Source organism: Pseudomonas sp. M5A4_2d, assembly GCF_053345295.1.
The window spans coordinates 1-24,780 of the sequence record NZ_JBKEZW010000019.1 but is presented as its reverse complement, the minus strand read 5'-3'; the positions used below and the strand labels follow the sequence as shown (position 1 = coordinate 24,780).

The 24,780-nt window shown below is 61.2% G+C and carries 24 protein-coding genes; 10 read left to right on the top strand and 14 right to left on the bottom strand.

Features of this window, described 5'->3' with window-relative positions; genetic code table 11:
• Positions 1-19 precede the first annotated feature (19 nt).
• Positions 20-424: a MerR family transcriptional regulator gene (locus tag ACLBW8_RS27825; protein WP_447806836.1), complete on the bottom strand. Its 405-nt coding sequence runs from the start codon at positions 422-424 to the stop codon at positions 20-22.
• A 72-nt stretch (positions 425-496) separates the two neighbouring features.
• Here ACLBW8_RS27825 and ACLBW8_RS27820 point away from each other — a divergent pair, with 72 nt between their 5' ends.
• The 3 genes from ACLBW8_RS27820 to ACLBW8_RS27810 all read left to right on the top strand — a co-directional run bounded on the left by ACLBW8_RS27820 (position 497) and on the right by ACLBW8_RS27810 (position 6,276).
• Entirely contained in the window at positions 497-1,729 is a 1,233-nt protein-coding gene (locus ACLBW8_RS27820; RefSeq protein ID WP_447806835.1) for an NADH:flavin oxidoreductase/NADH oxidase family protein, read from the top strand.
• 77 nt (positions 1,730-1,806) lie between these two features.
• Positions 1,807-3,531 (top strand): ubiquinone-dependent pyruvate dehydrogenase, encoded by a 1,725-nt coding sequence (gene poxB, locus ACLBW8_RS27815; protein WP_447806834.1) that lies wholly within the window; start codon positions 1,807-1,809, stop codon positions 3,529-3,531.
• A gap of 1,128 nt (positions 3,532-4,659) precedes the next feature.
• On the top strand, positions 4,660-6,276 hold the full coding sequence (locus ACLBW8_RS27810; RefSeq protein WP_447806833.1) for an inorganic phosphate transporter: 1,617 nt from the start codon (positions 4,660-4,662) through the stop codon (positions 6,274-6,276).
• A gap of 123 nt (positions 6,277-6,399) precedes the next feature.
• Here ACLBW8_RS27810 and ACLBW8_RS27805 read toward each other — a convergent pair whose 3' ends face one another.
• Genes ACLBW8_RS27805 through ACLBW8_RS27795 form a run of 3 tightly spaced genes read right to left on the bottom strand, consistent with a single transcriptional unit; the run spans position 6,400 to position 9,066 of the window.
• A complete protein-coding gene (locus ACLBW8_RS27805) occupies positions 6,400-7,374 on the bottom strand; it encodes a 5-oxoprolinase subunit C family protein (RefSeq protein WP_447806832.1) in 975 nt (324 codons plus the stop codon).
• A complete protein-coding gene (locus ACLBW8_RS27800) occupies positions 7,371-8,249 on the bottom strand; it encodes a 5-oxoprolinase subunit B family protein (RefSeq protein WP_447806831.1) in 879 nt (292 codons plus the stop codon). Before ACLBW8_RS27800 ends, ACLBW8_RS27805 begins: the two co-directional genes overlap by 4 nt.
• A 58-nt stretch (positions 8,250-8,307) precedes the next feature.
• The gene (locus ACLBW8_RS27795; protein WP_432750967.1) at positions 8,308-9,066 is read right to left on the bottom strand and encodes a 5-oxoprolinase subunit PxpA; all 759 of its coding nucleotides are present in this window, start codon (positions 9,064-9,066) and stop codon (positions 8,308-8,310) included.
• A gap of 105 nt (positions 9,067-9,171) precedes the next feature.
• Between ACLBW8_RS27795 and ACLBW8_RS27790 the strand changes: the two genes are divergently transcribed.
• Entirely contained in the window at positions 9,172-10,089 is a 918-nt protein-coding gene (locus tag ACLBW8_RS27790; protein ID WP_053257656.1) for a LysR family transcriptional regulator, read from the top strand.
• Here the strand turns inward: ACLBW8_RS27790 and ACLBW8_RS27785 are convergent.
• Complete coding sequence (locus ACLBW8_RS27785) at positions 10,086-10,982, bottom strand: LysR family transcriptional regulator (RefSeq protein ID WP_064453831.1); 897 nt, start codon at positions 10,980-10,982, stop codon at positions 10,086-10,088. The two genes, ACLBW8_RS27790 and ACLBW8_RS27785, sit on opposite strands and share 4 nt — an antisense overlap.
• A 106-nt stretch (positions 10,983-11,088) precedes the next feature.
• Here ACLBW8_RS27785 and ACLBW8_RS27780 point away from each other — a divergent pair, with 106 nt between their 5' ends.
• A complete protein-coding gene (locus ACLBW8_RS27780; protein ID WP_447806830.1) occupies positions 11,089-11,847 on the top strand; it encodes an SDR family NAD(P)-dependent oxidoreductase in 759 nt (252 codons plus the stop codon).
• Positions 11,848-11,897: 50 nt separating this feature from the next.
• Entirely contained in the window at positions 11,898-12,803 is a 906-nt protein-coding gene (locus ACLBW8_RS27775; RefSeq protein WP_447806829.1) for a LysR family transcriptional regulator, read from the top strand.
• Here ACLBW8_RS27775 and ACLBW8_RS27770 read toward each other — a convergent pair.
• Positions 12,790-13,230 carry a multidrug/biocide efflux PACE transporter gene (locus ACLBW8_RS27770; protein WP_305438683.1) on the bottom strand — a complete coding sequence of 147 codons (441 nt, stop codon included), beginning with the start codon at positions 13,228-13,230 and terminating at the stop codon, positions 12,790-12,792. The two genes, ACLBW8_RS27775 and ACLBW8_RS27770, sit on opposite strands and share 14 nt — an antisense overlap.
• Positions 13,231-13,318: 88 nt before the next feature.
• On the opposite strand from ACLBW8_RS27770, the gene ACLBW8_RS27765 reads away from it, so the two are divergent.
• On the top strand, positions 13,319-14,173 hold the full coding sequence (locus ACLBW8_RS27765) for a LysR family transcriptional regulator (RefSeq protein ID WP_221295523.1): 855 nt from the start codon (positions 13,319-13,321) through the stop codon (positions 14,171-14,173).
• An 822-nt stretch (positions 14,174-14,995) separates the two neighbouring features.
• On the opposite strand, the gene ACLBW8_RS27760 is transcribed toward ACLBW8_RS27765, so the two are convergent.
• The 4 genes from ACLBW8_RS27760 to ACLBW8_RS27745 are packed head-to-tail and all read right to left on the bottom strand — an operon-like array spanning position 14,996 to position 17,522.
• On the bottom strand, positions 14,996-16,207 hold the full coding sequence (locus tag ACLBW8_RS27760; RefSeq protein ID WP_447806828.1) for an RNA polymerase sigma factor: 1,212 nt from the start codon (positions 16,205-16,207) through the stop codon (positions 14,996-14,998).
• Complete coding sequence (locus ACLBW8_RS27755; RefSeq protein WP_447806827.1) at positions 16,204-16,680, bottom strand: SRPBCC family protein; 477 nt, start codon at positions 16,678-16,680, stop codon at positions 16,204-16,206. Before ACLBW8_RS27755 ends, ACLBW8_RS27760 begins: the two co-directional genes overlap by 4 nt.
• 35 nt (positions 16,681-16,715) lie before the next feature.
• Positions 16,716-17,060 carry a YciI family protein gene (locus ACLBW8_RS27750; RefSeq protein ID WP_447806826.1) on the bottom strand — a complete coding sequence of 115 codons (345 nt, stop codon included), beginning with the start codon at positions 17,058-17,060 and terminating at the stop codon, positions 16,716-16,718.
• Positions 17,061-17,102: 42 nt separating this feature from the next.
• Positions 17,103-17,522 carry a YybH family protein gene (locus ACLBW8_RS27745; RefSeq protein ID WP_447806825.1) on the bottom strand — a complete coding sequence of 140 codons (420 nt, stop codon included), beginning with the start codon at positions 17,520-17,522 and terminating at the stop codon, positions 17,103-17,105.
• Between the two features lie 148 nt (positions 17,523-17,670).
• Between ACLBW8_RS27745 and ACLBW8_RS27740 the strand changes: the two genes are divergently transcribed.
• Positions 17,671-18,183, top strand: coding sequence for a GNAT family N-acetyltransferase (locus tag ACLBW8_RS27740; RefSeq protein WP_064453840.1), 513 nt, complete (start codon positions 17,671-17,673; stop codon positions 18,181-18,183).
• Positions 18,184-18,235: 52 nt separating this feature from the next.
• On the opposite strand, the gene aac(6') is transcribed toward ACLBW8_RS27740, so the two are convergent.
• Both aac(6') and ACLBW8_RS27730 read right to left on the bottom strand, forming a co-directional pair.
• On the bottom strand, positions 18,236-18,688 hold the full coding sequence (aac(6'), locus tag ACLBW8_RS27735; RefSeq protein WP_447806824.1) for an aminoglycoside 6'-N-acetyltransferase: 453 nt from the start codon (positions 18,686-18,688) through the stop codon (positions 18,236-18,238).
• A gap of 57 nt (positions 18,689-18,745) precedes the next feature.
• A complete protein-coding gene (locus ACLBW8_RS27730) occupies positions 18,746-19,228 on the bottom strand; it encodes a GyrI-like domain-containing protein (RefSeq protein WP_432750973.1) in 483 nt (160 codons plus the stop codon).
• Positions 19,229-19,424: 196 nt separating this feature from the next.
• Between ACLBW8_RS27730 and alaC the strand changes: the two genes are divergently transcribed.
• Positions 19,425-20,636: an alanine transaminase gene (gene alaC / locus ACLBW8_RS27725; RefSeq protein ID WP_053139975.1), complete on the top strand. Its 1,212-nt coding sequence runs from the start codon at positions 19,425-19,427 to the stop codon at positions 20,634-20,636.
• 161 nt (positions 20,637-20,797) lie between these two features.
• On the opposite strand, the gene ACLBW8_RS27720 is transcribed toward alaC, so the two are convergent.
• Together ACLBW8_RS27720 and ACLBW8_RS27715 are read right to left on the bottom strand one after the other, a co-directional pair.
• On the bottom strand, positions 20,798-22,150 hold the full coding sequence (locus ACLBW8_RS27720) for a GntP family permease (protein WP_424488802.1): 1,353 nt from the start codon (positions 22,148-22,150) through the stop codon (positions 20,798-20,800).
• A gap of 83 nt (positions 22,151-22,233) precedes the next feature.
• Positions 22,234-22,767 (bottom strand): gluconokinase, encoded by a 534-nt coding sequence (locus ACLBW8_RS27715; protein ID WP_064453845.1) that lies wholly within the window; start codon positions 22,765-22,767, stop codon positions 22,234-22,236.
• A 223-nt stretch (positions 22,768-22,990) separates the two neighbouring features.
• Here ACLBW8_RS27715 and gntR point away from each other — a divergent pair, with 223 nt between their 5' ends.
• Positions 22,991-24,022 (top strand): HTH-type transcriptional regulator GntR, encoded by a 1,032-nt coding sequence (gene gntR / locus ACLBW8_RS27710; RefSeq protein WP_447806843.1) that lies wholly within the window; start codon positions 22,991-22,993, stop codon positions 24,020-24,022.
• Positions 24,023-24,780: the final 758 nt, after the last annotated feature.

The following is a 24,780-nucleotide window of genomic DNA, read 5'->3' as shown; positions in this document are numbered from 1 at the left end:
CTGGCATGCCAGGGCTTTTTTATGAATTGATTTTGATCGACGCCAGCACGTGCTTCTGCCCCATGGAACACGGCACATCTGCCGGCTGGGCCCGCACCGCCTCGATCACGCCCAACAACTGAGCTTTGCTCTGGGCCAACTGCGCCTGCATCGCTTCGATCTGCTGCACCTTACGCTCGAGTGCCTCGATCAATTCATCGCGCTTGTGCTCGCCTGGGGCTGGCATCAGCGCCTTGAGTTCCTGCAAGGTAAACCCGGCCTGCTGCGCGCTCTGAATCAGTTGCAGGGTCTGCAACGCTTGTGCTGAATAGCGTCGATAGCCATTGGCCTGGCGCCCCACCTGGCTGATCAGCCCTTCGGCCTCGTAGAACCTGATACGCGACGCTGCCAGCCCGCTTTGTTTTGCCAGCTCACCAATATTCATTGCCACGCCCTGCTTGACATTAAAGTTAACTTTAAGCTTAGCCTGAGGCCTCCCCCGCCCAGGAGTCAATCCATGTCGCCCTTTGAAGCCTTGCAACTGCCCAACGGCCAAATCCTTACCAACCGCATCGCCAAGGCGGCGATGGAAGAGAATATGGCCGACACCCGGCAAGCGCCCTCGCGCGAATTGAAGCAGTTGTACAAGACCTGGGCGGACGGTGAGCCCGGTTTATTACTGACCGGCAACGTGATGATCGACCGCCACGCCATGACCGGCCCCGGCGGCGTGGCCCTGGAAGATGAGCAGCACCTGGAGAGCTTCCGCGAATGGGCCGATGTTGCCCGCGCCAAGGGCGTGCACTTTTGGGTGCAGCTCAGCCATCCGGGGCGCCAGACCATGGCCAATCTGGGCCAGCAAGCCTTGGCGCCCTCAGCGGTAGCACTCGAGCTGGGAGGTTTTTCGAAGATGTTTGCCAAGCCCAGGGCCATGACCGAGCACGACATTCAAGACGTGATCAAGCGCTTCGCCACCAGCGCGCGCCTGGCCGAGAAAGCCGGGTTTACCGGGGTGCAAATCCACGCAGCGCATGGCTATTTGCTCAGCCAGTTTCTCTCGCCGCTGAGCAACCTGCGTACCGATCGCTGGGGCGGCTCGCTGGAAAACCGTGCGCGCCTGCTGCTGGAGGTGATCAACGCAGTGCGCGCCAACGTCAGCCCGTCCTTTTGTGTGGCGGTAAAGCTCAACTCGGCGGACTTCCAGCGCGGCGGGTTCGAAGAGGCCGATGCGCGCGCGGTGGTCGAGATGCTCAACCCGTTGCCCATCGACCTGCTCGAGTTATCCGGCGGCAGCTATGAGGCCCCGGCGATGCAAGGAGACGCGCGGGACGGCCGCACCCTGGCGCGTGAAGCGTACTTCCTGGAATTTGCCAAAGCGCTTGCAACCCTCGCCAAAATGCCGCTGATGGTCACCGGCGGTATTCGTCGCCTGCCAATCGTGCAGCAGGTGCTGGACAGCGGCATTGCCATGGCCGGCATCGCCACCGCCCTGACGCTGGAACCGCAACTGATCAAACACTGGCGCGAAGGGCGCGATCTAAACCCGCAACTCAAACCCATCAACTGGCAGCGCAAACCCCTGGCCGCCCTCGCCACGCTGGCGGTGGTGCGTTACCAGATGCGCCGCCTGAGCCGCGGCCACCTGCCCAAGCCGAAGGTCGCACCGTGGATGGCGTTGGTCCGCGACCAGTGGTTTATCGCCCGCCGCACCCGCCAATACCGCGCCGCCATGACGCAATCTTCACATTAAGCGCGGAGCATTCGCCGTGATCGAACTGTCCCCTATTGATCAGCAATTTTTTACCTCACTGACGATTGGAGTTCTTCATGGCGAAAATCAACCTGGCCCAGCAATTGGCGACCACCCTTGAACAGGCGGGCATCAAACGCATCTGGGGCCTGACCGGCGACAGCCTCAATGGCCTGACCGACGCCCTGCGCACCATGGACAGCATCGAGTGGATGCACGTGCGCCACGAAGAAGTCGCCGCCTTCGCCGCCGGTGCCGAAGCCGCCGCCACCGGCGAACTGACGGTGTGCGCCGGCAGTTGCGGGCCGGGCAACCTGCATTTGATCAATGGCCTGTTCGACTGCCATCGCAACCATGTCCCGGTGCTGGCCATTGCCGCACAGATTCCCTCCTCGGAAATCGGCCTGAACTACTTTCAGGAAACCCATCCCCAGGAACTGTTCAAAGAGTGCAGCCACTTTATCGAGCTGGTGACCAACCCCGAGCAAATGCCCCAGGTGCTGCACCGCGCCATGCGCTCGGCGATCCTCAACCGTGGCGTGGCGGTGGTGGTGATTCCTGGCGATGTGTCGCTGCTGGAAGTGCAAGACAAGCTCAAGCCGTGGCCGGCCCTGCACGCACCGCGCACCTTGCCGGCGGAGCAGGACCTGCAACGCCTCACCGAGATCCTTGAGGGCAGCCAGAAAGTCACCCTGCTGTGCGGCAGCGGCTGTGCCGGCGCCCACGACCAAGTGGTGGCCCTGGCCGATGCCTTGGGCGCGCCGGTGGTGCATGCCTTGCGCGGCAAAGAGCATGTGGAGTGGGACAACCCGTTTGATGTGGGCATGACCGGCTTGATCGGTTTCAGCTCCGGTTATCACGCCATGCTCAACTGCGAAACGCTGATCATGCTCGGCACCGACTTTCCGTACCGCCAGTTCTACCCGACCGACGCGAAAATCATCCAGGTCGACCGCAACCCGCAGGCGCTGGGGCGCCGGGCCACGCTGGACCTGGGTATCGCTGCCGACGTCAGCGAGACCATCGACGCGCTGTTGCCGCGCCTGACCCGCAAGGCCGACCGCAGCTTCCTCGACACCTCGTTGAAACACTATGAGAAAGCCCGCCAAGGCCTGGATGACCTGGCAGAGCCCTCAAAGCCTGACCGGCCGATCCACCCGCAATACGTGGCGCGCTTACTCAGCGAGTTGGCGGATGACGATGCCATCTTCACCGCCGACGTCGGCTCACCCACCGTCTGGGCTGCGCGCTACTTGAAAATGAACGGCAAACGCCGCCTGATCGGTTCGTTCAACCACGGTTCGATGGCCAATGCCATGCCGCAGGCCATCGGCGCACAAGCGGCTTTCCCCGGGCGCCAGGTCATTTCGATGTCCGGCGACGGTGGGTTTGCCATGTTGATGGGCGATTTCATCTCGTTGGCGCAATTGAAATTGCCGGTCAAAGTCATCGTGTTCGATAACTCGTCACTCGGGTTTGTCGCCATGGAAATGAAAGCCGCTGGCTATCTCGACACCGGCACCGAGTTGAAAAACCCGGATTTCGCGGCCATGTCCAATGCCATGGGCATCCTCGGCATTCGCGTGGAACAATCCGAAGACCTCGAACCGGCCTTGCGCCGCGCCCTGGCGCATGACGGCCCGGTGCTGGTGGACGTCGTTACCGCCACGCAGGAACTGGTGATGCCGCCCAGCATCAAGTTGGAACAGGCCAAGGGTTTCAGCCTGTACATGCTCAAGGCGGTGATGAGCGGGCGCGGTGATGAAGTGATCGAGTTGGCGCGCACCAACTGGTTGCGCTGAGGGTGGTGGGGGGGTTGTGTACATATCCGTTGCTGCGGTAACGGCCGCTATGGGTTCCGCCCTTACGGCGGGTCACTTTTGATAAGAGCCCAAAAGTAACCAAAAGGCTCTTGCCCCACCACTCGGCACCTCGCCTCCGGCTCGGTGTGCCCTCACGCAGGCTTTGGACCGTGGGCCGCCGCCATGGGCCATCCTTGGCCCATCGCGGCTAAACCGGCGTCCTGCCGGTTTACCCACGTTCCAAAGCCTGCGTTCGGCCAGCGTGGTTAACGGGGCGCCTAAGATCAACAGCAGATCAAAATCAAAAGCAGAGCACGGCGGCCTGGTAGCCGACCTGAGTGGTTAGATCAAAAGCAAAACCGAGGCGGCCTGACAGCCGACCTGATCTTGGAAGCTGAACCCAATCAAATGTGGGAGCGGGCTTGTTGGACCGCCGAACAGCTGCAATGGCATCAGCTGGGCGTGCCTGATGTACCGAGGTGCCGGCATCGCAGGCAAGCCAGCTCCCACAAAAAAGCAGTTCTGCTTCTGATCTGCTTCTGCTGTGCTTTTGCCCTGCTTTTGCTTCAACCACTCAGGTCGGCTTTCAGGCCGCCGTGCTCTGCTTTTGATCTTGATCTGACAGGCCCCGTTAACCACGCTGGCCGAACGCAGGCTTGAATCCGTGGGTAACCCGGCAGGACGCCGGGTTAGCCGCACTGGGCCAGGGATGGCCCATTGCGGCGGCCCACGGATTCAAGCCGGAGTGCGGGCATGCCGAGCCCAGGCGAGGCACCGAGTGGTGGGGCAAAGACCTTTTGGTTACTTTTGGCTGGGCCGGCATTCCGGGCGTTTGCCAAAAGTGACCCGCCGTAAGGGCGGAACCCTAAGCCGCCGTTACCGCAGCAACGGATATGTACTCAATCTCCCTAACCCCCTCACAGGCTTAAAGCGAACCAAAGAGTTGCGTAGATACCTATGGCTATCGCAGGCAAGCCAGCCCCCACACTGATCTCACTATGACATTAGTTTGCCGGGGTTTGCAGACCAGCGGCAGCCTCATTCCTCTAAACACTGACCTGCCGCAGCATCTCTGTAACATTCTGCAATGATCATGAATGCCATCCTTCCCACACTGGATGCTCCGGCATGGCCACCCCTTCCCTGACTGCCTCCTCCACCGCCTCACACGCTGACCCCAAACCCAGGCTGGACAAGAAACCCGGCCTGTTGACGGTGATCATATTCTTCGCCGTGCTCGCCATGGGCCTGTTGTTCACCGCCTACAGCCTGATGCACGACATGCACGAACTCGGCACGGTGGTCACCACCTGGACGCCATTCCTGCTGCTCGGCGTAGCGCTACTTATCGCGCTGGGCTTTGAGTTCGTCAATGGCTTCCACGACACCGCCAACGCAGTGGCGACGGTGATCTACACCAACTCGCTGCCGCCGCATTTTGCGGTGGTGTGGTCGGGCTTTTTCAACTTCCTCGGCGTGCTGCTCTCCAGCGGCGCCGTGGCGTTCGGCATCATCGCCCTGCTGCCGGTCGAGCTGATCTTGCAGGTCGGCTCATCCGCCGGTTTCGCGATGATCTTTGCCCTGCTGATTGCCGCCATCCTGTGGAACCTGGGCACTTGGTGGCTGGGCTTGCCGGCCTCGTCGTCGCACACCCTGATCGGTTCGATCATCGGCGTCGGCGTGGCGAATGCCTTGATGCACGGGCGTGACGGCACCAGCGGCGTGGACTGGAGCCAGGCGCTCAAGATCGGTTATGCCCTGCTGCTGTCACCGTTGATCGGCTTCGCCTTTGCCGCCTTGCTGTTGCTGGCCCTGCGCGCCTTTGTGAAAAACCGCTCGCTGTACAAAGCGCCGAAGGGCGACACCCCGCCGCCATGGTGGATTCGCGGCATGCTGATCGTCACCTGCACCGGCGTGTCCTTCGCCCACGGTTCCAACGATGGCCAGAAAGGCATGGGCCTGATCATGCTGATTCTGGTCGGCACCCTGCCGATGGCCTATGCGCTGAACCGCACCATGCCCGCCGAGCAGTCCTTGCAGTTTGCGGCGGTGGCCGAGGTGACCCAGGTCGCCCTGGTAAAAAACGCGCCGCAACTATTGCCGGGCGACCCGCGCCCGATTCTCTCGACCTACGTGCGCACCAAGGAAGCCACGCCGGACCTGGTGCCGGCCCTCGCCGCCCTCGCCGGCCAGATCGGTGATGAAGTAAAAGGCTACGGCTCCCTGGCCAAAGTCCCTGCCGAAGCCGTCGGCAACGTGCGTAACGACATGTACCTGACCAGCGAGACCATTCGCCTGATGGACAAGGACAAGGTCGGCAATTTCGACGCTGACACCCAGGGCAAGCTGCAATTGTTCAAGCAACAGATCGACAATTCCACACGCTTTATTCCGCTGTGGGTGAAGATCGCCGTGGCCATCGCCCTCGGCCTGGGCACTATGGTGGGCTGGAAGCGCATCGTGGTGACCGTGGGTGAGAAGATCGGCAAGACCCACCTGACTTACGCACAAGGTGCGTCGGCCGAGACAGTGGCGATGCTGACGATTGGTGCAGCGGATATGTTCGGGCTACCGGTGTCGACCACCCACGTATTATCGTCGGGTGTGGCCGGGACCATGGTCGCGAATGGCGGCGGGTTGCAGATGAAGACCATCCGCAACCTGCTGATGGCCTGGGTGCTGACCTTGCCGGCAGCGATCTTGTTGTCGGGCAGTTTGTACTGGCTGTTCACCAAACTGTTCTGACACAACCCCGCTTAAAAATGTGGGAGCTGGCTTGCCTGCGATGGTGGCGGGTCAGCTTCCCTATCTGTTGACTGATCCACCGCTATCGCAGGCAAGCCAGCTCCCACAAGAGTTTATGGTGTGTCAGGAGGTGAACAGTCCAGCCATTGCCTTCAGCCGTTTTTTGTACACCCGCCGCGCCTCCAGCGCTTCTTCCAACGTCACCGCCACAAACCCCGCCCGTTGGTTCGGCTGCATCTGCCCGATCAAGTCCAGGTCTGCACTGATCACCGTGCCGATCATCGCGTAGCCACCGCCCGACACCGCATCCCTGTGCAGCACAATCGGTTCCAACCCCGCCGGCACCTGGATCGAGCCTATCGGGTAACAGCTGTCGACGATATTCGACGGGTCGGACCCCGCGCCAAACGGTTGCTCCCGGGGCTGAAAGCTCAACGCACTGCCGCCTTTGAAGCGATAGCCGATGCGGTCCGCCTCGGACCCCACGGTCCACGGCTCGGCAAAAAAACTGCTCTTGGCCGCGTCTGTCAGGCGCTCGTAATACAGGCCCGGCACCACGCGCAACGTCACGTCGCCACCAACTGAACGCCGCAGCGCCATCGGCAAACTGTTGCCCGCACGGCCCTGGCCGCTCGGCTCACCGATCGGCAGTTCATCCCCTTCCTCCAAGCGCCGCCCCTGAAACCCACCGAGTGCACCGAGGGTGTACGTCGAGCGACTGCCGAGCACCCGCGGCACATCAATGCCACCGGCCACTGCCAGATAAGTCCGCGCGCCGGCCTTGGGAAACTCAAAGTGCAAGACCTGCCCGGCGCGCACCTGGAACGCGGTGTCCTGGTGCACCACTTCACCGTCCAGGCGCGGCGACATGAGCGCACCGCTGAGTGCCACCAGCGCGTCCTGTCGGAACTCAAGTTCAGGGCCGATCAAGGTGCATTCCAGGCCCGCCGCGCCACTCGGATTGCCCACCAAATGGTTGGCCGCACTCAACGCGTATTGGTCCAACGCGCCCGACGGCGGAATGCCCAAGTGGTAATAGCCTTCACGGCCGAGGTCCTGCACGGACGTGGCGAGGCCGGGTTTGAGGATTTTGATCATGCCAGCGCCTCCTGCAGGGTTTTCGGATAGCCGACGGGGTCGGCGAGAAAGGCGTCGAGGGAAAATTCCACCGGGCGGATGCGCAAGTCGAAACGCCCAGCATCCACCTCGGCAACCGCCAGGTCATAGGCCTCGCGGTCCATGGGTTTGAACTGCACGATGTCACCGGGCCGAAAGAACACCATGTGTTCCTTGAGGTACGCCAACTGCTGGGCCGGGTCGTAGATGGGTGCCGGGGTCACCCCAAACATCTGGTAACCACCGGCGCCGCGCACCGAGTAGATGCAACCAAAACAGCCACCATGGCCGAGGGTCAATTTGGGCGTGTCGGTGCGCGGGCGCAGGTACTTGGGCACCTGTAATTGCCGTTCACGCTCGACCATCTGGAACATGAACGGCAGGCCCGCGACAAAGCCGACCATCGACACAAACCACGGCGCGCCACTGTGGGCCGCGATAAACGCGTCGACGTCAGCCAAGCCATTGATGCGCGCGGCGTATTCCATATCAGTGCCTGTGGGGTCTTGATGCCGGTCGCGAAAACGCATCAGGGTTTCATGGGTCCACGGGTCGTTATAGAGCACCGGGATTTCGATGATCCGCGTGTGCAAGGTGCGTTCGGCCACCGCCTGGGCTTCAGCGCTCTGCACGGCGTCGAGCAGCACATGCGGCGCGATACGGTCGGGGTCGAAGCGAATCTGGAACGATGCATTGGCCAGGCACACATCCAGCACGCCCTCCAGCGCCAGGCGCTCCACGGCGCGGGTCACGGCCATGCCTTTGAAAAAGGCCTCCAGGGACATGCTGTCGCTGACCTCGGCAAACAGGTGTTCATCACCGCCGAAGCTGTAGCGGATGGGGGACGTTTGAGCCATGTCTGTTCCTCTTGGAATCATTGTAGAAAGGCAGGCAAAAAGTACAGGTTGGACCTTCTTATTGAGGCGTTCTGACGACGATGCCCGCCTGGTCCAGGGCTTCGCGGGTGGCCTCCACCAGTTCGAGGGCGCCGGGGGTGTCGCTGTGCAGGCAGATGGAATCGAATTCGATCAACAGGTCTTCGCCTTCCACGGTGCGTACGCGCCCGGTCTGACAGGCACGCAGGACCCGCGCCGCGACGGTGGCAGGATCAAGCGCGCGCACAGTCCGCGTAAATACAATGGAGCCGCTTAGATCGTACTCACGGTCGGCGTAAAACTCGCGCACCACCGGCTGCCCAAGCTCTTTGGCAACGCGCCAGATGACCGAGTTGGGCATGCAGTACAGCAAGAGGGTCGGCTCAATGATTTGCAGGTTTTGCACCAGCAGCCGGGCAGCTTCTTCGTCGCGGGCCAGGTGCATGTAGAGCGCGCCGTGGGGCTTGATGTGTTGCAGCGTGACGCCTTGGGCGCGGGCGATTTCGCGCAGGGCGCCGAGTTGGTAGAGCATGTCGTCCACCAGCTCCTGGGCCGGTGCATTGATATGCCGGCGGCCAAAACCCACCAGGTCGCGAAAGCCCGGATGCGCGCCGATGGCCACGCCGAGTTGCTTGGCGCGCGCAACGGTACGGCGCATGGTGCCGGGGTCGCCGGCGTGGAAACCGGTGGCGATATTGGCCGAGCTGATATAGGCCATCAGCTCCGCGTCAACGCCATCGCCGATGGTCCAGGGGCCGAAGCCTTCGCCCATGTCTGAATTGAAATCCACTGCCTGCATCGGGAATTGCTCCGCCAAAGGTGACGCCAGGAAAGTAGGCTGGGGCTTGACCCCTTGGGAAGATCTATTATCAGATGGCCTATCTTCTGAAAAACAGATAAAGCCATGTCCCTGACGTTGCGCCAAGTCCGCTACTTTATCGCCACTGCCGAAATCGGCCAGATTTCCCAGGCGGCGATTCATCTGAACATCTCCCAGTCGGCGGTGACCACGGCGATCAAGGAGTTGGAGGCGATGCTCGGCGTGCAGCTGTTTGTGCGCTCGGCCCAGGGCATGAACCTGACCGACGCCGGGCGGCACTTTCTCAACCGCGCCTACGTGATCGTGCGCAGCGTGGATGACGCACTGAACAGCCCGCTGCCGGACTACCGCGCCAGTGGCGTGCTGCGTGTCGCCGCCAGCTACACCGTGCTCGGCTATTTCCTGCCCCACCACTTGCAGCGCATGGAACACTGGCACCCGGACGTGACCATCGAGGTGTTCGAACAGGAACGCCAGGCCATCGAACACGGCCTGCTCGACGGCCAGTTCGACATGGCCGTGGTGCTCACCGCCAACCTCACTCATCCGGATATCGTTTCCGAAATCCTGTTCAATTCGGAACGCCGCCTATGGCTGCCCAGCCACCATCCCTTGTGCGAGCGCGGCGCCGTCAGCCTGGCCGATGTGGCGCAAGAACCTTACATCCTGCTCACCGTCGATGAAGCCGAACACAGCGCCATGCGTTACTGGGAACAGGCCGGGCAAACGCCCAAGGTGCGGCTGCGCACCAGTTCGGTCGAGGCCGTGCGCAGCATGGTTGCCAACGGCAGCGGCGTGGCGATTCTGTCGGACCTGGTGCACAGGCCGTGGTCCCTGGAAGGCAAACGCATCGAAACCCTGACCGTGACCGACCCGGTAGCGCCCATGAGCGTCGGCCTGGCCTGGCACCGCGAACGCGCATTTACCCCCGCCATGCAGGCCTTTCGGGACTACTTCCACGACGCCTTCCTCGCGCCGCAACAATTGTCGGCACGGCGTTAGAGCTGCGATTGCAACGTGGCGGCCAGCCAATCCATAAAAACCCGCACCCGCTGCGGCACATGCCGCTGCCCGGCGTACAGCAACGACACGTCCAGCGCCGGCGCCGGATAGTCCGGCAATACGGCCACCAGTTCGCCGCTGTCGAGTAAATCGCGAATGCCCAGCACGGGAACCTGGGTAATGCCGAAACCGCCCAGGCACGCCGACTTGTACGCATCGGTGCTGTTGACCGTGACCCGCCCGGCCATCGGAACACGGTGCACTTTGTTGCCGTGCTGGTATTCGAAGCCCGCCGAGCGTGCACCCAATGGCCGCACGTAATGCACCAACTGGTGATGCGCCAGATCGGCCAGGGTCTCGGGCATGCCATAGCGCTGAAGGTACCCGGCGCTGACACAGTTGATCATCGGCATGCTGCACAACCAACGCGCCACCACCGACTGATCAGGCTGCGCGCCCACCCGCAACACACAGTCGAAACCTTCGGCGAGCAGATCGACCTGGCGGTCGGTGGTGCTGATTTCCAGCTCGATCAATGGGTGTGCGTGCATAAATTCGGGCAGGCGCGGCAGGATCAAATCCCGCGCCATGACGTTGGGCATGTCCACGCGAATACGCCCGCTCAATTGCGCCTCATCCTGGCGAAACAGGCCTTCGAGCTCCTCCATGTGTGACAGCAAATCTTTGCTGCGCTCATACAACACACGCCCGTCCTGGGTCGCTTGCACCTTGCGCGTGGTGCGCTGCAACAGGCGCGCACCCAGCAGTTCTTCCAGCGCCTGCACATGCTCGGACACGGTGGAGCGCGGCAGGCCGAGGCTCTCGCCCGCCTGGGTGAAACTCGACAACTCGGTGACCCGTACGAAGGTCCGCAAAAGCTCAAGCTTGTTCATTGGATTGTTCGCCTTTTCCGGCCAGTGATTCCGATTAACCTCTATTTATCACGTTATGAGCGGACAAATACACTGGCTCGCACGATCACTCTCAGAGGCACTCACCATGACCCGTAAAATCGCATTGATCACCGGCGCCAGCCGCGGCCTGGGCAAAAGCGCTGCGCTGCATTTGGCGGCACAAGGCGTCGACATCATCGGCACTTACCACAGCGCGGCGGGCGAGGCCCAAGCGGTGAAGGCACAGATCGAAGCCCTGGGTGGCCGCGCCGCCATGCTGCAACTGGATGTGAGCCAGAGCGGTACGTTCAATGACTTCGTCGGCGAAATCGCCACGGTGCTGAAAGATGTGTTCGCACAGGATCACTTCAACTTTCTGGTCAACAACGCCGGGATCGGCGCCCATGCCAGCTTTGCCGAGACCACCGAAGAACAGTTCGACCGCCTGGTGGCCATCCACTTCAAGGCGCCGTTTTTCCTAACGCAAAAACTGCTGCCGCTGATCAGCGATGGTGGGCGCATCATCAATATTTCCAGCGGTCTGGCGCGGTTCAGCCTGCCGGGGTACGCGGCGTATGCCTCGATGAAAGGCGCGGTGGAAGTGCTGTCGCGCTACCAGGCCAAGGAGCTGGGGCCGCGCGGTATCACCGTGAACACTCTGGCACCCGGCGCGATTGCCACCGACTTCAGCGGCGGCGCCGTGCGCGATAACCCGGCGCTGAATGCAATGGTCGCCAACAACACCGCGCTGGGCCGAGCCGGTTTGCCGGACGACATTGGCGGGGCGATTTCGACCCTGTTGGCCGAAGGCAGCAACTGGATCACCGGGCAGCGCATCGAAGCCTCGGGCGGCATGTTTCTGTAGGCATTCTGCGCTAGCATCAATGCCTTCAGATCACCGACAGGCAATCACCGATGAGTTTTGATCCAGGCTTGGCCGGCGGTATGGGCGTATTGGCCGCAGTGGTCGATAGTGGCAGTTTTGCCCGTGCCGCCGACAGCCTGGAGATGACGCCTTCGGGGGTCAGCCGGGCGATTTCCCGCCTGGAAAAACGCTTGGGGATTCGCCTGTTCGACCGCACCACGCGCTCGGTGCAATTGACCGATGAGGGGCGGCGCTTCTACCAGCAAATCGCCCCGTTGCTGGCCGGTCTCGAAGAGGCCGCCAACGCGGCGGCCGACAGTGCGCTCACCGTGCGTGGGCGTTTGCGGGTGAACATCGACCCGTACTTCTCGCGATTGGTTTTGGGCCCGGTGTTGGGCAACTTCATGCGCAGTTATCCGCAACTGCAACTGGACCTGCACACCCGTGACCAACTCGGCGACCTGGTCGCCGATGGCTTTGACCTGGCCATTCGCTTCGGCATCCCGCAATCCTCCTCGCTGATCGCACGCAAACTGATGGAAGTGCGCGTGCTCACCGTCGCCTCCCCCGCCTACCTTGAACACTACGGCCGACCGGCCATTCCCCAAGACCTGGAACACAGGCATATGTGCCTGGATTTTCGCGACTCGCAAACCGGGCGTCCGTTTGCCTGGGAATTCCACCGCCCTGGCGAACAGGTCATCGTGCACACCAATGGCCGCCTGGTGGTCAACGACGCCAGCACGTTGTACAGCGTGTGTGAGCACGGGCACGCGGTGGCGCAAATGCTCGATTTGGGCCTGGCACCGGCGCTCAAGGCCGGCAGCCTGGTGGAGTTGTTTCCAGACTGGCCGGACGAGCGTTTTCCGTTGTACGCCTACTACCCGTCGCGGCATTTGCCCGCCGCGAAGGTGCGGGCATTTCTGGAGTTTGTCGCGTCGCTCAAGCTTGGCTAGGCAAACGTTGCTGGACGATTTTCTCCCGAATCACGTCATAGCCCCAGTGATACACATAGGTGTACGGCAGGAAGAACAGCAGCACGCCGATGTCGAGGATGAAAGCGTCCAACAGGCTGATCTTCAACACGGCGGCAATCAGCGGCACCGCCACGATGATCAGGCCGCCTTCGAACAACAGGGCATGCAGCACCCGGGTCCATCCGCCGTTGGCCAGTTGCAGCCGCGCTTTGAGGCGGTCGAACAGGCTGTTGAAAATGATGTTCCAGGTCAGCGCCAGCACGCTGACACCCAAGGTGACTGCGCCCATTTCCAGGGCCGGTCTGCCGGTGATCCAGACCAGCAGCGGCGTACAGATCAACAAGGCCAACCCCTCAAAGCCCAGGGCCTGGCAAACACGTTCAGTAATCGATTTGGTAGGGTTCATAACCCGGCTCCGTGAATGACTAGGGTTGCCATCATTACCCTGCGAACCGATACTTCATAACCAATAACCATCGATCAGGGCGATAGTAATGGCCTCTAATGAAGTGCTGCAGGCGTTTGTGCAGGCGGCCACCCAAGGTTCGTTTTCGGCGGCGGCGCGCAAACTGGGCAAGAGCCAGTCCACGGTCAGTGCGGCAGTGGCGAGCCTGGAGATTGACCTGGATGTGGTGTTGTTTGATCGCAGCAGCCGCAAACCGACGCTCACCCCCGCCGGCCATGTATTGTTGCAGCGCGCCGAACAGGTGCTGGAGGCCAGCAGTCGTCTGGAGTTGGCGGCCAGCCAGTTGGCTCAGGGCCTGGAGCCGAAGCTGAGTATCGCCATGTCCGATACGTACCAGTCGGAGCGTTTTGAACTGGCCCTCAAAGCCTTTGAACAACGCTACCCGGACCTGGAGCTGGAATGGCTGATCGCCGAGTGCGAAGACCTGATCGCCCTGGTGCAAAGCGGCCGGGCGCAGATTGCGTTGATCGAAGCCCAAGAGGTTTACCCGCCCGACCTGACCCGCGCGCCCGTGGCGGAGCGCACGGAAATCGCCCTGTTCGTCGCCCCAGGCCATCCCTTGGCCAATCTGCAAAACATCGACCAGCACGCCTTGCAGCAACACCGTGAATTGCGTCTGGCGAGCATCATCAGCCCCAATGAAACCAGGCCTGCAGGCCGCGTGTGGTCGGCGCCGAGCTTTCTGATGCTGATGGAAATGGCCCAACTGGGTTTCGGCTGGGCAGCGCTGCCGCGCTGGTTGGTGGAGCGCTTCGGCAATGCCGGGCTGGTTGAACTCAACGTGCGCAGTTGGCCGCGTTCGGTGGCGGTGGATGCACTGTGGTCGCGGCAACACCCGCCGGGGCCGGCGGGGAGCTGGATGTTGGGGCAGATGCTGGAATGATGCTTCCAGACACCCTAAAGGTCTAACTGGGGGAGCGGGCTTGCTTGCGAAAGCGGTGGGTCAGCCACACATGTACTGGCTGGCACACCGCCTTCGCGAGCAAGCCCGCTCCCACAGTTGATCTTCGTGGGTCGGTTATTTGAGTTCGGCCAGGCGTTGCTCTATGAAGCGTTTTTCTGGGGTTTGCTGGGTCAGTGACAGGGCTTTTTCGAGACGCCCCAACTGCCGACAAAACGTGTAAACAACGCTGTTTAATGTGGGAGCTGGCTTGCCTGCGATGGCGGTGGGTCAGCCAACCGATGTAGAGGCTGACCTACCGCCATCGCAGGCAAGCCAGCTCCCACAGTTGATCTTCGTGGGCCGGTTATTTGAGTTCGGCCAGGCGTTGCTCTTTGAAGCGTTTTTCTGGGGTTTGCTGGGTCAGTGATAGGGCCTTTTTGATACGCCCCAACTGCCGCCAAAACGTGTAAACAACGCTGTTTAATGTGGGAGCTGGCTTGCTTGCGAAAGCGGTGGGTCAGCCAACCGATGTAGAGGCTGGCACACCGCTATCGCAGGCAAGCCAGCTCCCACAGTTGATCTTCGTGGGTCGGTTATTTGAGTTCGGCCAGGCGTTGCTCTATGAAGCGTTTTTCTGGGGTTTTCTGGGTCAGTGACAGGGCTTTTTCGAGACGCCCCAACTGCCGCCAAAACGTGTAAACAACGCCGTTTAATGTGGGAGCTGGCTTGCCTGCGATGGCGGTGGGTCAGCCAACCGATGTAGAGGCTGACCTACCGCTATCGCAGGCAAGCCAGCTCCTACAGTTGATCTTCGTTGGCGGGTTATTTGAGTTCGGCCAGGCGTTGCGCTATGAAGCGTTTTTCTGGGGTTTGCTGGGTCAGTGACAGGGCTTTTTCGTACGCCTCACGGGCCTCTTCGATACGCCCCAGCTGCCGACAAAACTCGCCGCGTGCCGAATGCGCCAGGTGGTAATCCAGCAAATCCCCTCGCCGTAAAATGCTGTCCACCCGCTCCAAACCGGCCAATGGCCCTTGCCACATGGCTACCGCCACGGCGCGGTTCAATTCGATTACCGGCGATGGCACAGCCCTGAGCAACACATCGTAAAGCCCGACTATCTGCGGCCAATCGGTCTCGCCGGCGCTCGGGGCTTCGGCATGTACCGCCGCAATCGCCGCTTGCAGGCAATATGGCCCAAAGCGCCTTGTGGTCAGTGCTTGCTCTACCAACGCACAGCCTTCAGCAATAAGGGACGCATCCCACAGGGCGCGGTCCTGTTCATCCAGCAGCACCAACTCACCGCCCGCCGAAGTGCGCGCCGCTCGGCGGGATTCGTGCAGCAGCATCAGCGCCAGCAAGCCCATGACTTCAGGTTCCGGCAGCAACGCCAGCAGCAAGCGACCGAGGCGGATGGCTTCACGCGTCAGCTCTTCCCGGGTGAGGTCCGCGCCCATGGACGCCGAATACCCCTCGTTGAACACCAGGTAAACCACGCGCAGCACACTCTCTAAACGCTCGGGTAACTCGACCAGGGACGGCACTTGATAGGGAATCTTTGCCTCGCGGATCTTGCCCTTGGCGCGAACGATGCGTTGGGCGATGGTGGTGGGCGTGGTGAGAAAGGCGCGGGCGATTTCCTCGGTGGTGAGGTCGCAGATCTCACGCAAGGTCAGCGCCGTCTGGGCGTCGGGCGCCAGTGCCGGGTGGCAGCAGGTGAAGATCAGGCGCAGGCGGTCGTCTTCCACGTCTTCCTCACTCCAGTGCGCCGCTTCCAGCGCGTCGGCCTGCTCCTGCAGCAACGGGGTAAAGCGGGCCTGTCGGCGCAGGCGGTCAATGGCTTTGAAACGGCCGGTCGACACCAACCAAGCCCGAGGATTGCTCGGCACACCGTCCTGCTGCCAGCGCTCGACCGCGACGAAGAACGCCTCGTGCAAGGCTTCTTCGGCGAGGTCGAAATCACCGAGCAGGCGAATCAGCGTGGCCAGCACGCGCCGCGATTCGCTGCGGTAAATCACTTCAAGCTGAGGCGTCAATCGGGCATGCCTTGGGTCACCAACGTCACCAGGCGATCCAGGCTCTGGCCCCAGCCGTCATGAAAGCCCATGGCTTCGTGTGCTTGTTTGTCGGCTTCGCTCCAATGCATGGCGCGCGCGGTATAGAGGGTTTTGCCGTCGACCTCTTCGAAGGTGACTTCGGCGGTCATGAAGGGCTTGCCCGACGGAATCCACCCCGGCGCATACGCATCGGTGAACACCAGCCGGCTCGGCGCCTGGATCTCCAGGAACACGCCCTGGGTCGGGTATTCGGCGCCATCCGGCGCGCGCATCAGCGTGCGGAACACGCCGCCGACCCACAGGTTCATTTCGCACTCGGGGGTGGACATGCCGTGTGGGCCCCACCATTGCTGCAACAGCTCGGGGGTGGTCCAGGCGCGAAACACTTTGCTACGGGGCGCGTCGATCAAACGGCTGATGCGCAGTTCAAATTCGGCGGGTTGGGTGCTCATGGGGTCAACCTCCTCACGTCTTTTGGTTGTTGTCGTCAGAGATTCAATTCGCGCACCGGGCGCACTTCCACACTGCCGACCCTGGCCGCCGGAATGCCGCCGGCCACCTGGATCGCTTCATTCAAGTCCTTGGCCTCGATCAGGTAAAACCCGGCGAGCTGCTCCTTGGTTTCGGCAAACGGCCCGTCGGTGATCGACAGCTTGCCATTGCGCCTGCGCACGGTGGTGGCGGTGCTGACCGACTCCAGCGGCTCGGCGGCAAGCATCCGCCCGCTGACCTGGATAGCCTGGGCATAGGCGAAACATTCCGGGTCTTCGGGGCTGTCCGGCGAGGTGTGCAGCGCCTGTTCGTTGCTGTAAATCAGGCAGAGGTATTTCATGGCTGTCTCCGTTTTCGGCTTATCCACTATAGTTCCCGGCGATCAGGGTTCCAGCGCGAACAGTGCGGTCCCACTTTCCATATCGAAAGGTGCCGACCAATGCTCATGCACCACACGCCATTGGCCGTTGATTCGCTGGTAACCGGCGGTCACGCGCATCCAGCACGCCTTCACGACACCGTCCGGCCCGGCCCCGCCGCAATGCGCCAGCCAGTGGGCAAACGCGCTGTCCGGTGCCTCCACCACATGCAGCTCATGAAACTCGAAAATACCGGGCCCGGGGCAATGCTTCATGCATTCGTCCCAGTGCGCGCGGCAGGCGGCCTTGCCCTTGAATTGCAGCGCGGTAACGGCGTCGAACGAGACGATATCATCGGCGTAAAAGCTGACAATTTTGTCGATATCCCGGGCAAGCACGGCGTGCTTCCATTGATCGATCAGGGTGTTGATTGCGGTGCTCATGGCGATACTCCTGGGGGTTGGAAAATCACAAGGGACACCCTTAGTCGAATGCCTCATTCGCCAATCGACAGCCCATTGAAAAATAATTTCGCCCCCGGCAAAGCCGCTAGAATCCACGCTTCTTTGTAGGATTTCGGATGCGCCCCCGATGGAAACCCGCCTCGTCCCCTATGAGACGCTGAGTCTTGTGCAAAAACAGCAACTCGACACACTGCAAGTGCATCCCGCGCAACTGGCGTTCTCCGGTGATATCTACTGTGCGCTGAACAGCCTGCTGGTCAATCCCAACCCTGCGGCTATCAAAGGCTTCGCCCTGCTCGCCGATGAACTGCCCGTGGCGTTCCTGCTGCTTAAACGCCCGCCTTGCCTGCCCCATTGGGCAAGTGAACACAGCGCCACGCTGCATGCGTTGCAGGTGGATCGACAGCAGCAAGGGCGTGGGTTCGGCAAAGCGTGTTTGCAGGCGCTGCCGGCGGTGGCGAAGCAGGCATGGCCGCAAATCAAGGGATTGGAGTTGTCGGTGGACGCCGACAATGTGGCGGCAATGGGCTTGTATTTGGCCGCCGGTTGGGTGGACAGCGGCGAGGCCTATAAAGGCCGTATCGGCTATGAGCGCAGGTTGAGCTGGGTCTTCAACCCACACGCGCCTGATACCCGCTAAATGTCACGTAAACACGCCGGTTGAAGCCCATTTCATGTTTACGTGACAGGGGTTAATGCTTGAGTGTCGCCAGGGGTTTCAAGAAATACACCACGCGCTCGGTTTCGGCAAAGCCCAGGGCTTCATGCATGGCGTGGCTGACGTGGTTGTCCAACAACGCGTCGGACGCCAGTTCGGCGCAGTTCATGTCCCCGGCCCACTGTTCAACACCCGCGACCAACTGGCGTGCGATGCCTTGGTTACGGCTGCCGGGCGCGACAAACAGCCCTTCAAGAAACGCCACCGGCGAGGTGCTGGTGCCATTCACATAGTCCTCGCGAATCGAGGCTTCGGCGAAACCTTGGGTTTGGCCGTTGGCATCAATGAACGTGAGGACCAAATAACGATGCGGCGCGTTGAGCATCGACAGTGTGTCGCGCTCATTGTCCGCTGCCGAACCCGGCCACAGGGCTTCGCGCAAAGGTAGCCAGCCAGCATGGTCGAGCCAGGTGCAGCGCTTGATCATCGGAGTAACACCCGCAAAGCAATTGGCCGAACAGCATAAAACATCTTCGGACAAGGTTCAGGCCTTGGCCTCGACCGGCAACCAGATTTCCACACTGCCCGTGCCCTTGCGCACATCAAAATCCGCGCTGTAGCGCTCGAAATCCGCCCCGGCGACCTTGTAGGCGGAGTGTGGCAACCACTCGAACATGATCCGCTCGTACGTCTGCTCCAGTGCTTGCACCGGCCCGTAGTGCGGGAACACTGCGTAGTGATGGGGCGGGATTTCTATGGACTCGAAGTTACTCGGCACATCGCCCTTGCTCGGTACTTCAACCCCGGCCATGTAATCGAATTCACCATGACTGGGGTTATGGCAAACCCCGTAGGTCACGCCGCCGACGCGACGCTTGATCTCTTTGAAGCAGGTATCAAACAACTCCCACAATTTGGGAATGTCACCCACGGTGGCCTTCGAATAACGCCCTTTCACGCCCGCGATCACCAGGGCCTTGCCGTCTTCCATGCGTGGCTGCAACGGTTGTGTTGTTTGCTGATCCATCTGAACAGTCTCCTTCTTATAAGGGAACAAACCCGCATCGAGTATAGGGGCATATTCGCGCTGTGCCCCAAGCAGAAATTTTTCCTGCGCCATCTGGACAACTGGCCACTATCGACCGTATTGTCTGCCCCGCAGGCCACCGCAGTGGCCGACGTCGCTCGGACGGTTCCGGGCGCTTACGTACCTCGAGGCAACAATGGCAGACCAAGGTTCGCCGCGCCGCTTTGCGCGCATAGATCGACTCCCCCCTTACGTTTTTAATATCACTGCCGAGCTGAAGATGGCTGCGCGTCGGCGCGGCGAAGACATCATCGACTTGAGCATGGGTAACCCTGACGGCGCCACGCCTCCACACATCGTGGAAAAAATGGTCACCGTCGCCCAGCGTGAAGACACCCACGGCTACTCCACCTCCAAAGGCATTCCGCGCCTGCGCCGGGCGATTTCGCGTTGGTACAAAGACCGTTATGAAGTGGATATCGATCCGGAAACCGAAGCCATCGTGACCATCGGTTCCAAGGAAGGCCTGGCGCATTTGATGCTGGCCACCCTCGACCAGGGCGATACCGTGCTGGTGCCCAACCCGAGCTACCCGATTCACATCTACGGTGCCGTGATTGCCGGCGCCCAGGTGCGCTCGGTGCCGCTGATTCCCGGCGTGGACTTTTTCGCCGAGCTGGAGCGCGCGATTCGCGGCTCGATCCCCAAGCCGAAGATGATGATTCTGGGCTTCCCGTCCAACCCCACCGCGCAGTGCGTGGAGCTGGATTTCTTCGAACGGGTGATCGCCCTCGCCAAGCAATACGACGTGCTGGTGGTGCATGACCTGGCCTACGCCGACATCGTCTACGACGGCTGGAAAGCCCCGTCGATCATGCAAGTACCCGGCGCCAAGGACATTGCGGTGGAGTTTTTCACCCTGTCCAAGAGCTACAACATGGCCGGCTGGCGTATTGGTTTCATGGTCGGCAACCCGGAGCTGGTCAACGCCCTGGCACGGATCAAGAGTTACCACGACTACGGCACCTTCACCCCGCTGCAAGTGGCGGCGATTGCGGCGCTGGAAGGCGATCAGCAGTGCGTGAAAGACATCGCCGAGCAGTACCGCCAACGCCGTAACGTGCTGGTCAAAGGCCTGCATGAGCTGGGCTGGATGGTCGAGAATCCGAAGGCGTCGATGTACGTCTGGGCGAAGATTCCCGAGGCGTATGCCGCCATGGGCTCGCTGGAATTTGCCAAGAAACTGCTGCTGGAGGCGAAGGTGTGTGTGTCGCCGGGGATCGGGTTTGGTGAGTACGGTGACGACCATGTGCGCTTTGCGCTGATCGAGAACCAGGACCGGATTCGCCAGGCGGTGCGCGGTATTCGCGGGATGTTCCGGGCGGATGGCCTAGTGACTAAGGCCTGACCCGAACCAGCAGTAGACATACGCTAAAAAAATGTGGGAGGGGGCTTGCTCCCGATTGCTGAGTGTCAGTCACTGCATCTTGTGACTGACCCACTGCTATCGGGAGCAAGCCCCCTCCCACATTTGGATTGGGTTTTCACCCCAGTTTCAGGGTGTGTCTGTCAGACCACCAACGACAGCAACATAATAAAGATCAACGCCACCACCGACAGGATGGTCTCCATCGCCGTCCAGGTCTTGAACGTCTCGGCCACGGTCATGTTGAAGTACTGCTTCACCAGCCAGAACCCTGCATCGTTGACGTGAGACAACACCAGCGACCCCGCCCCCGTCGCCAACACCAGCAGCTCACGGTTCACGCCCGGAATCATGCCCACCACCGGCACCACAATCCCCGCGCCCGTAATGGTCGCCACGGTCGCAGAACCGGTGGCCACACGAATCACCGCCGCCACCAGCCACGCCAGCAGGATCGGGTTGATCTGCGCGTTCACGGCCATATGGCCAATCACATCACCCACGCCGCTGGTGACCAGCATTTGCTTGAAGCCACCGCCGGCGCCAATGATCAGGATGATCGCCGCAGTCGGTGCCAGGCTCGCGTCGAGCAGCTTGAGAATTTGCTTGGAATGAATGCCCTGGCGATGACCAAAGGTGTACAGCGACAGCAGCAGAGCCAGCAGCAATGCAGTGATCGGGTGGCCGATCATGTCCATCCAGTTACGGATGGCATGGCCGTCCGGCAGCGCGACGTCAGCAAAGGTTTTGAGCAGCATCAGGAACACCGGCAGCAGCACGGTGATCAGGGTGATGCTGAAGCTCGGCAAGGTTTTCGACTCTGGCTCACGGGCCAGTTGGTCGACCAGTTCCTGGGACGGGTTGCCCGGGATGTACTTGGCGATAAACGTGCCGAAGATCGGGCCGGCAATGATGGCGGTCGGCAGCGCGACGATCAGGCCGTACAGGATGGTCTTGCCGATGTCCGCGCCAAACACGCCGATGGCCAGCAGCGGGCCCGGGTGCGGTGGCACCAGGCCGTGCACTGCCGACAGGCCGGCGAGCAGCGGGATGCCGATTTTGATCAGCGACACACCTGTGCGACGGGCGACGATAAACACCAGCGGGATCAACAGCACAAAGCCGATCTCGAAGAACAGCGGGATGCCCACCAGGAACGCGGCGAACATCATGGCCCACTGGACTTTCTCTTTGCCGAAGGCGCGGATCAAGGTCTGCGCGATCTGATCGGCGCCGCCGGATTCAGCCATCATCTTGCCGAGCATCGTGCCCAGCGCAAGGATGATGCCGACAAAACCAAGCACACCGCCGAAGCCGTCCTGGAACGCCTTGATGATCTTGTCCACGGGCATGCCCGAGGTCAGGCCGAGAAAGCCGGCCGCGATGATCAGTGCAATGAACGGGTGCACCTTGAACTTGGTGATCAAAAAGATCAGCCCGATGATAGTGACCACTGCATCTAGCAGCAGGTAGGACTCGTGGGACATGCCAAACATGGGGGGTCTCTCCTGTTTGTTGTTGTTATTAAAGCGGGTATTGAATTTCTCGCCGGGGATAGCGCTATCTTTCCGGCAAAAAATCAGTGGGTTGGTTCAAAGCCGTGTTGCAGCCACCAGGCGTTGGTTTGCTCGGCCAGGTCCTGGATGCTGTCTTCGCTGGCGTTGAGCGCCAGGGTCAGCGGCTCGCCCACGGGCGATTCAAGGGTGGCGAACTGGCTGTCGATGAGGCTTGCCGGCATGAAATGGCCGGGGCGATGGGACACACGGTCGGCGGCGACTTCACGGGTCAACTCCAGAAATACAAAGCCCAAGCCCGGCGCGGCTTCGCGCAGGTGGTCGCGGTATTTCTTCTTGAGGGCCGAACAGGTGAGCACGGGGTGTTCGCCGGCCTTCAGCGCGCGGCGCAGTTCATCGCACAGGATGTCGAGCCAGCCGGCGCGGTCGTCGTCGTTGAGGGGGTGGCCGGCGCTCATCTTTTCGATGTTCGCGGCAGGGTGAAAGCTGTCGCCTTCAATGGCGGTGGCGCCGTTCAGGAGGCACAAGGCTTCGCTGACGCTGGACTTGCCACAGCCGGAAACACCCATGATGACCAGGGCGGTAACAGGTTGACTCATGAAACACCTCAGGACGCAGATAGCGCTACCTTCGCACGCTGTAAGGCTAGTGCAAAAACAGGCTTTTCCCGCGCCGACTTGTCTTTTTTTATGGAGTGACGCGTGCATCCTCGCCAAACGGCCTACACAAGAACAGACCGGATCAGGCAACCCAATGTTCAAGCATTTGCAGCCTTTTGGAGACAGCGCTACCTTAGTGCCTCGATTTTTGTTTGGCAACCGCCTGATGACCTCCAAGAACGATAAAAATACCCGCACTACCGGTCGCCCGACCCTCAATGAAGTGGCGCGCCTGGCCGGCGTCAGCCCGATTACCGCCTCCCGTGCCCTGCGCGGCGTCAGCACAGTGGCCACCGAACTGGTGGAAAAAGTGCAACTGGCCGCCGCCGAACTCAACTACGTGGTCAACCCGGCGGCCCGCGCACTGGCGTCGGCCCAAAGCCACTCGGTGGTGGTCATCGTGCCGTCGCTGTCCAACCTGCTGTTTATCGAAACCCTCGAAGCCATCCACCAAGTGCTGCGGCCCAAGGGCTTTGAAGTGCTGATTGGCAATTCGCACTATTCGCGCGACGAAGAAGAAAACCTGCTGCGCAACTACATGGCCTACCAGCCACGGGGTCTGCTGCTGACCGGGTTTGACCGCACCGAAAGCGCGCGACGGATGGTCGAGGCCAGTAATGTGCCGTGTGTGTACATGATGGACCTGGACCCTAACGCCGGCGTGAACTGCGTGGGGTTTTCGCAACTGAGTGCTGGCGAAACGGCAGCGGCGCATTTGCTGTCCCGAGGGCGCAAGCGCCTGGCCTATATCGGCGCGCAGTTGGACCAACGCACGTTGCTGCGCGGTGAAGGGTTCCGCCGCGCCCTGCAACAGGCTGGCCTGTACGACCCGGCGCTGGAACTGCTGACGCCGCGCCCCTCCTCCGTGGGCCTGGGTGGCGAGCTGTTTTTGCAACTGCTGGCGGCGCACCCGGATGTGGATGCGATCTTCTTTGGCAACGACGACTTGGCCCAGGGCGCACTGCTGGAAGCCATGCGCCACGGCATCAAAGTACCGGAGCGGGTGGCGGTGCTGGGCTTTAACGATTTGCCGGCGTCGTCGTTCATGGTGCCGCGCCTGAGCAGTATCAGCACACCGCGTGAAGCGATTGGGCGGCGTTCGGCGGAGCATTTGCTGACGATCATGGCGGGCAACAGTATTGCCAAGCCGGTGGTGGACATGGGGTTTGAGTTGCAGGTGCGCGAGAGCACCTGATGTTCTAAAGGCCAAACACAATCAAACGGTGGGAGCTGGCTTGCCTGCGGTGGCCATAGGTATCTACCTATCTTTTTTTACGGGTTGAGTGCTGTGGTTGTCGGGGGCGCTGAGTGCATATCCGTTGTTTGGGTCACGGCTGACATGGGTTCCGCCCTTACGGCGGGTCACTTTGGAAAAGCCCCAAAGTAACCAAAGGGCTCTTGCCCCACCACTCGGCACCTCGCTTAGGCTCGGTGTGCCCTCACGCAGGCTTTGGACCGTGGGCCGCCGCCATGGGCCATCCTTGGCCCATCGCGGCTAAACCGGCGTCCTGCCGGTTTACCCACGCTCCAAAGCCTGCGTTCGGCCAGCGTGGTTAACGGGGCGCCCAAGATCAAAATCAACAGCAGATCAAAGTCAAAAGCAAGGCACGGCGGCCTGGTAGCCGACCTGAGTGGTTAGATCAAAAGCACAAGCGAAGCGGTGTGTCAGTTGATGCAGTTGGTGACTGGCACACCGCATTCGCGAGCAAGCCCGCTCCCACATTTGGAACTGGATACATCAGGCAGAGGGTGGCTGCTCTTCAGACTGTATTGGGTCAATCCGGGAGCTGGCATGGGGTCTGCGGCTGGATATGCCTGATGTACCGAGGTGTCTGCATCGCAGCGGTTCGGCGGTCCGACAAGCCAGCTCCCACAGAAAAGCAGAGCACTGCGGTGCTGGCAGCTAAACTCGGTCAAAATTGTGGGAGCGGGCTTGCTCGCGAATGCGGTGGG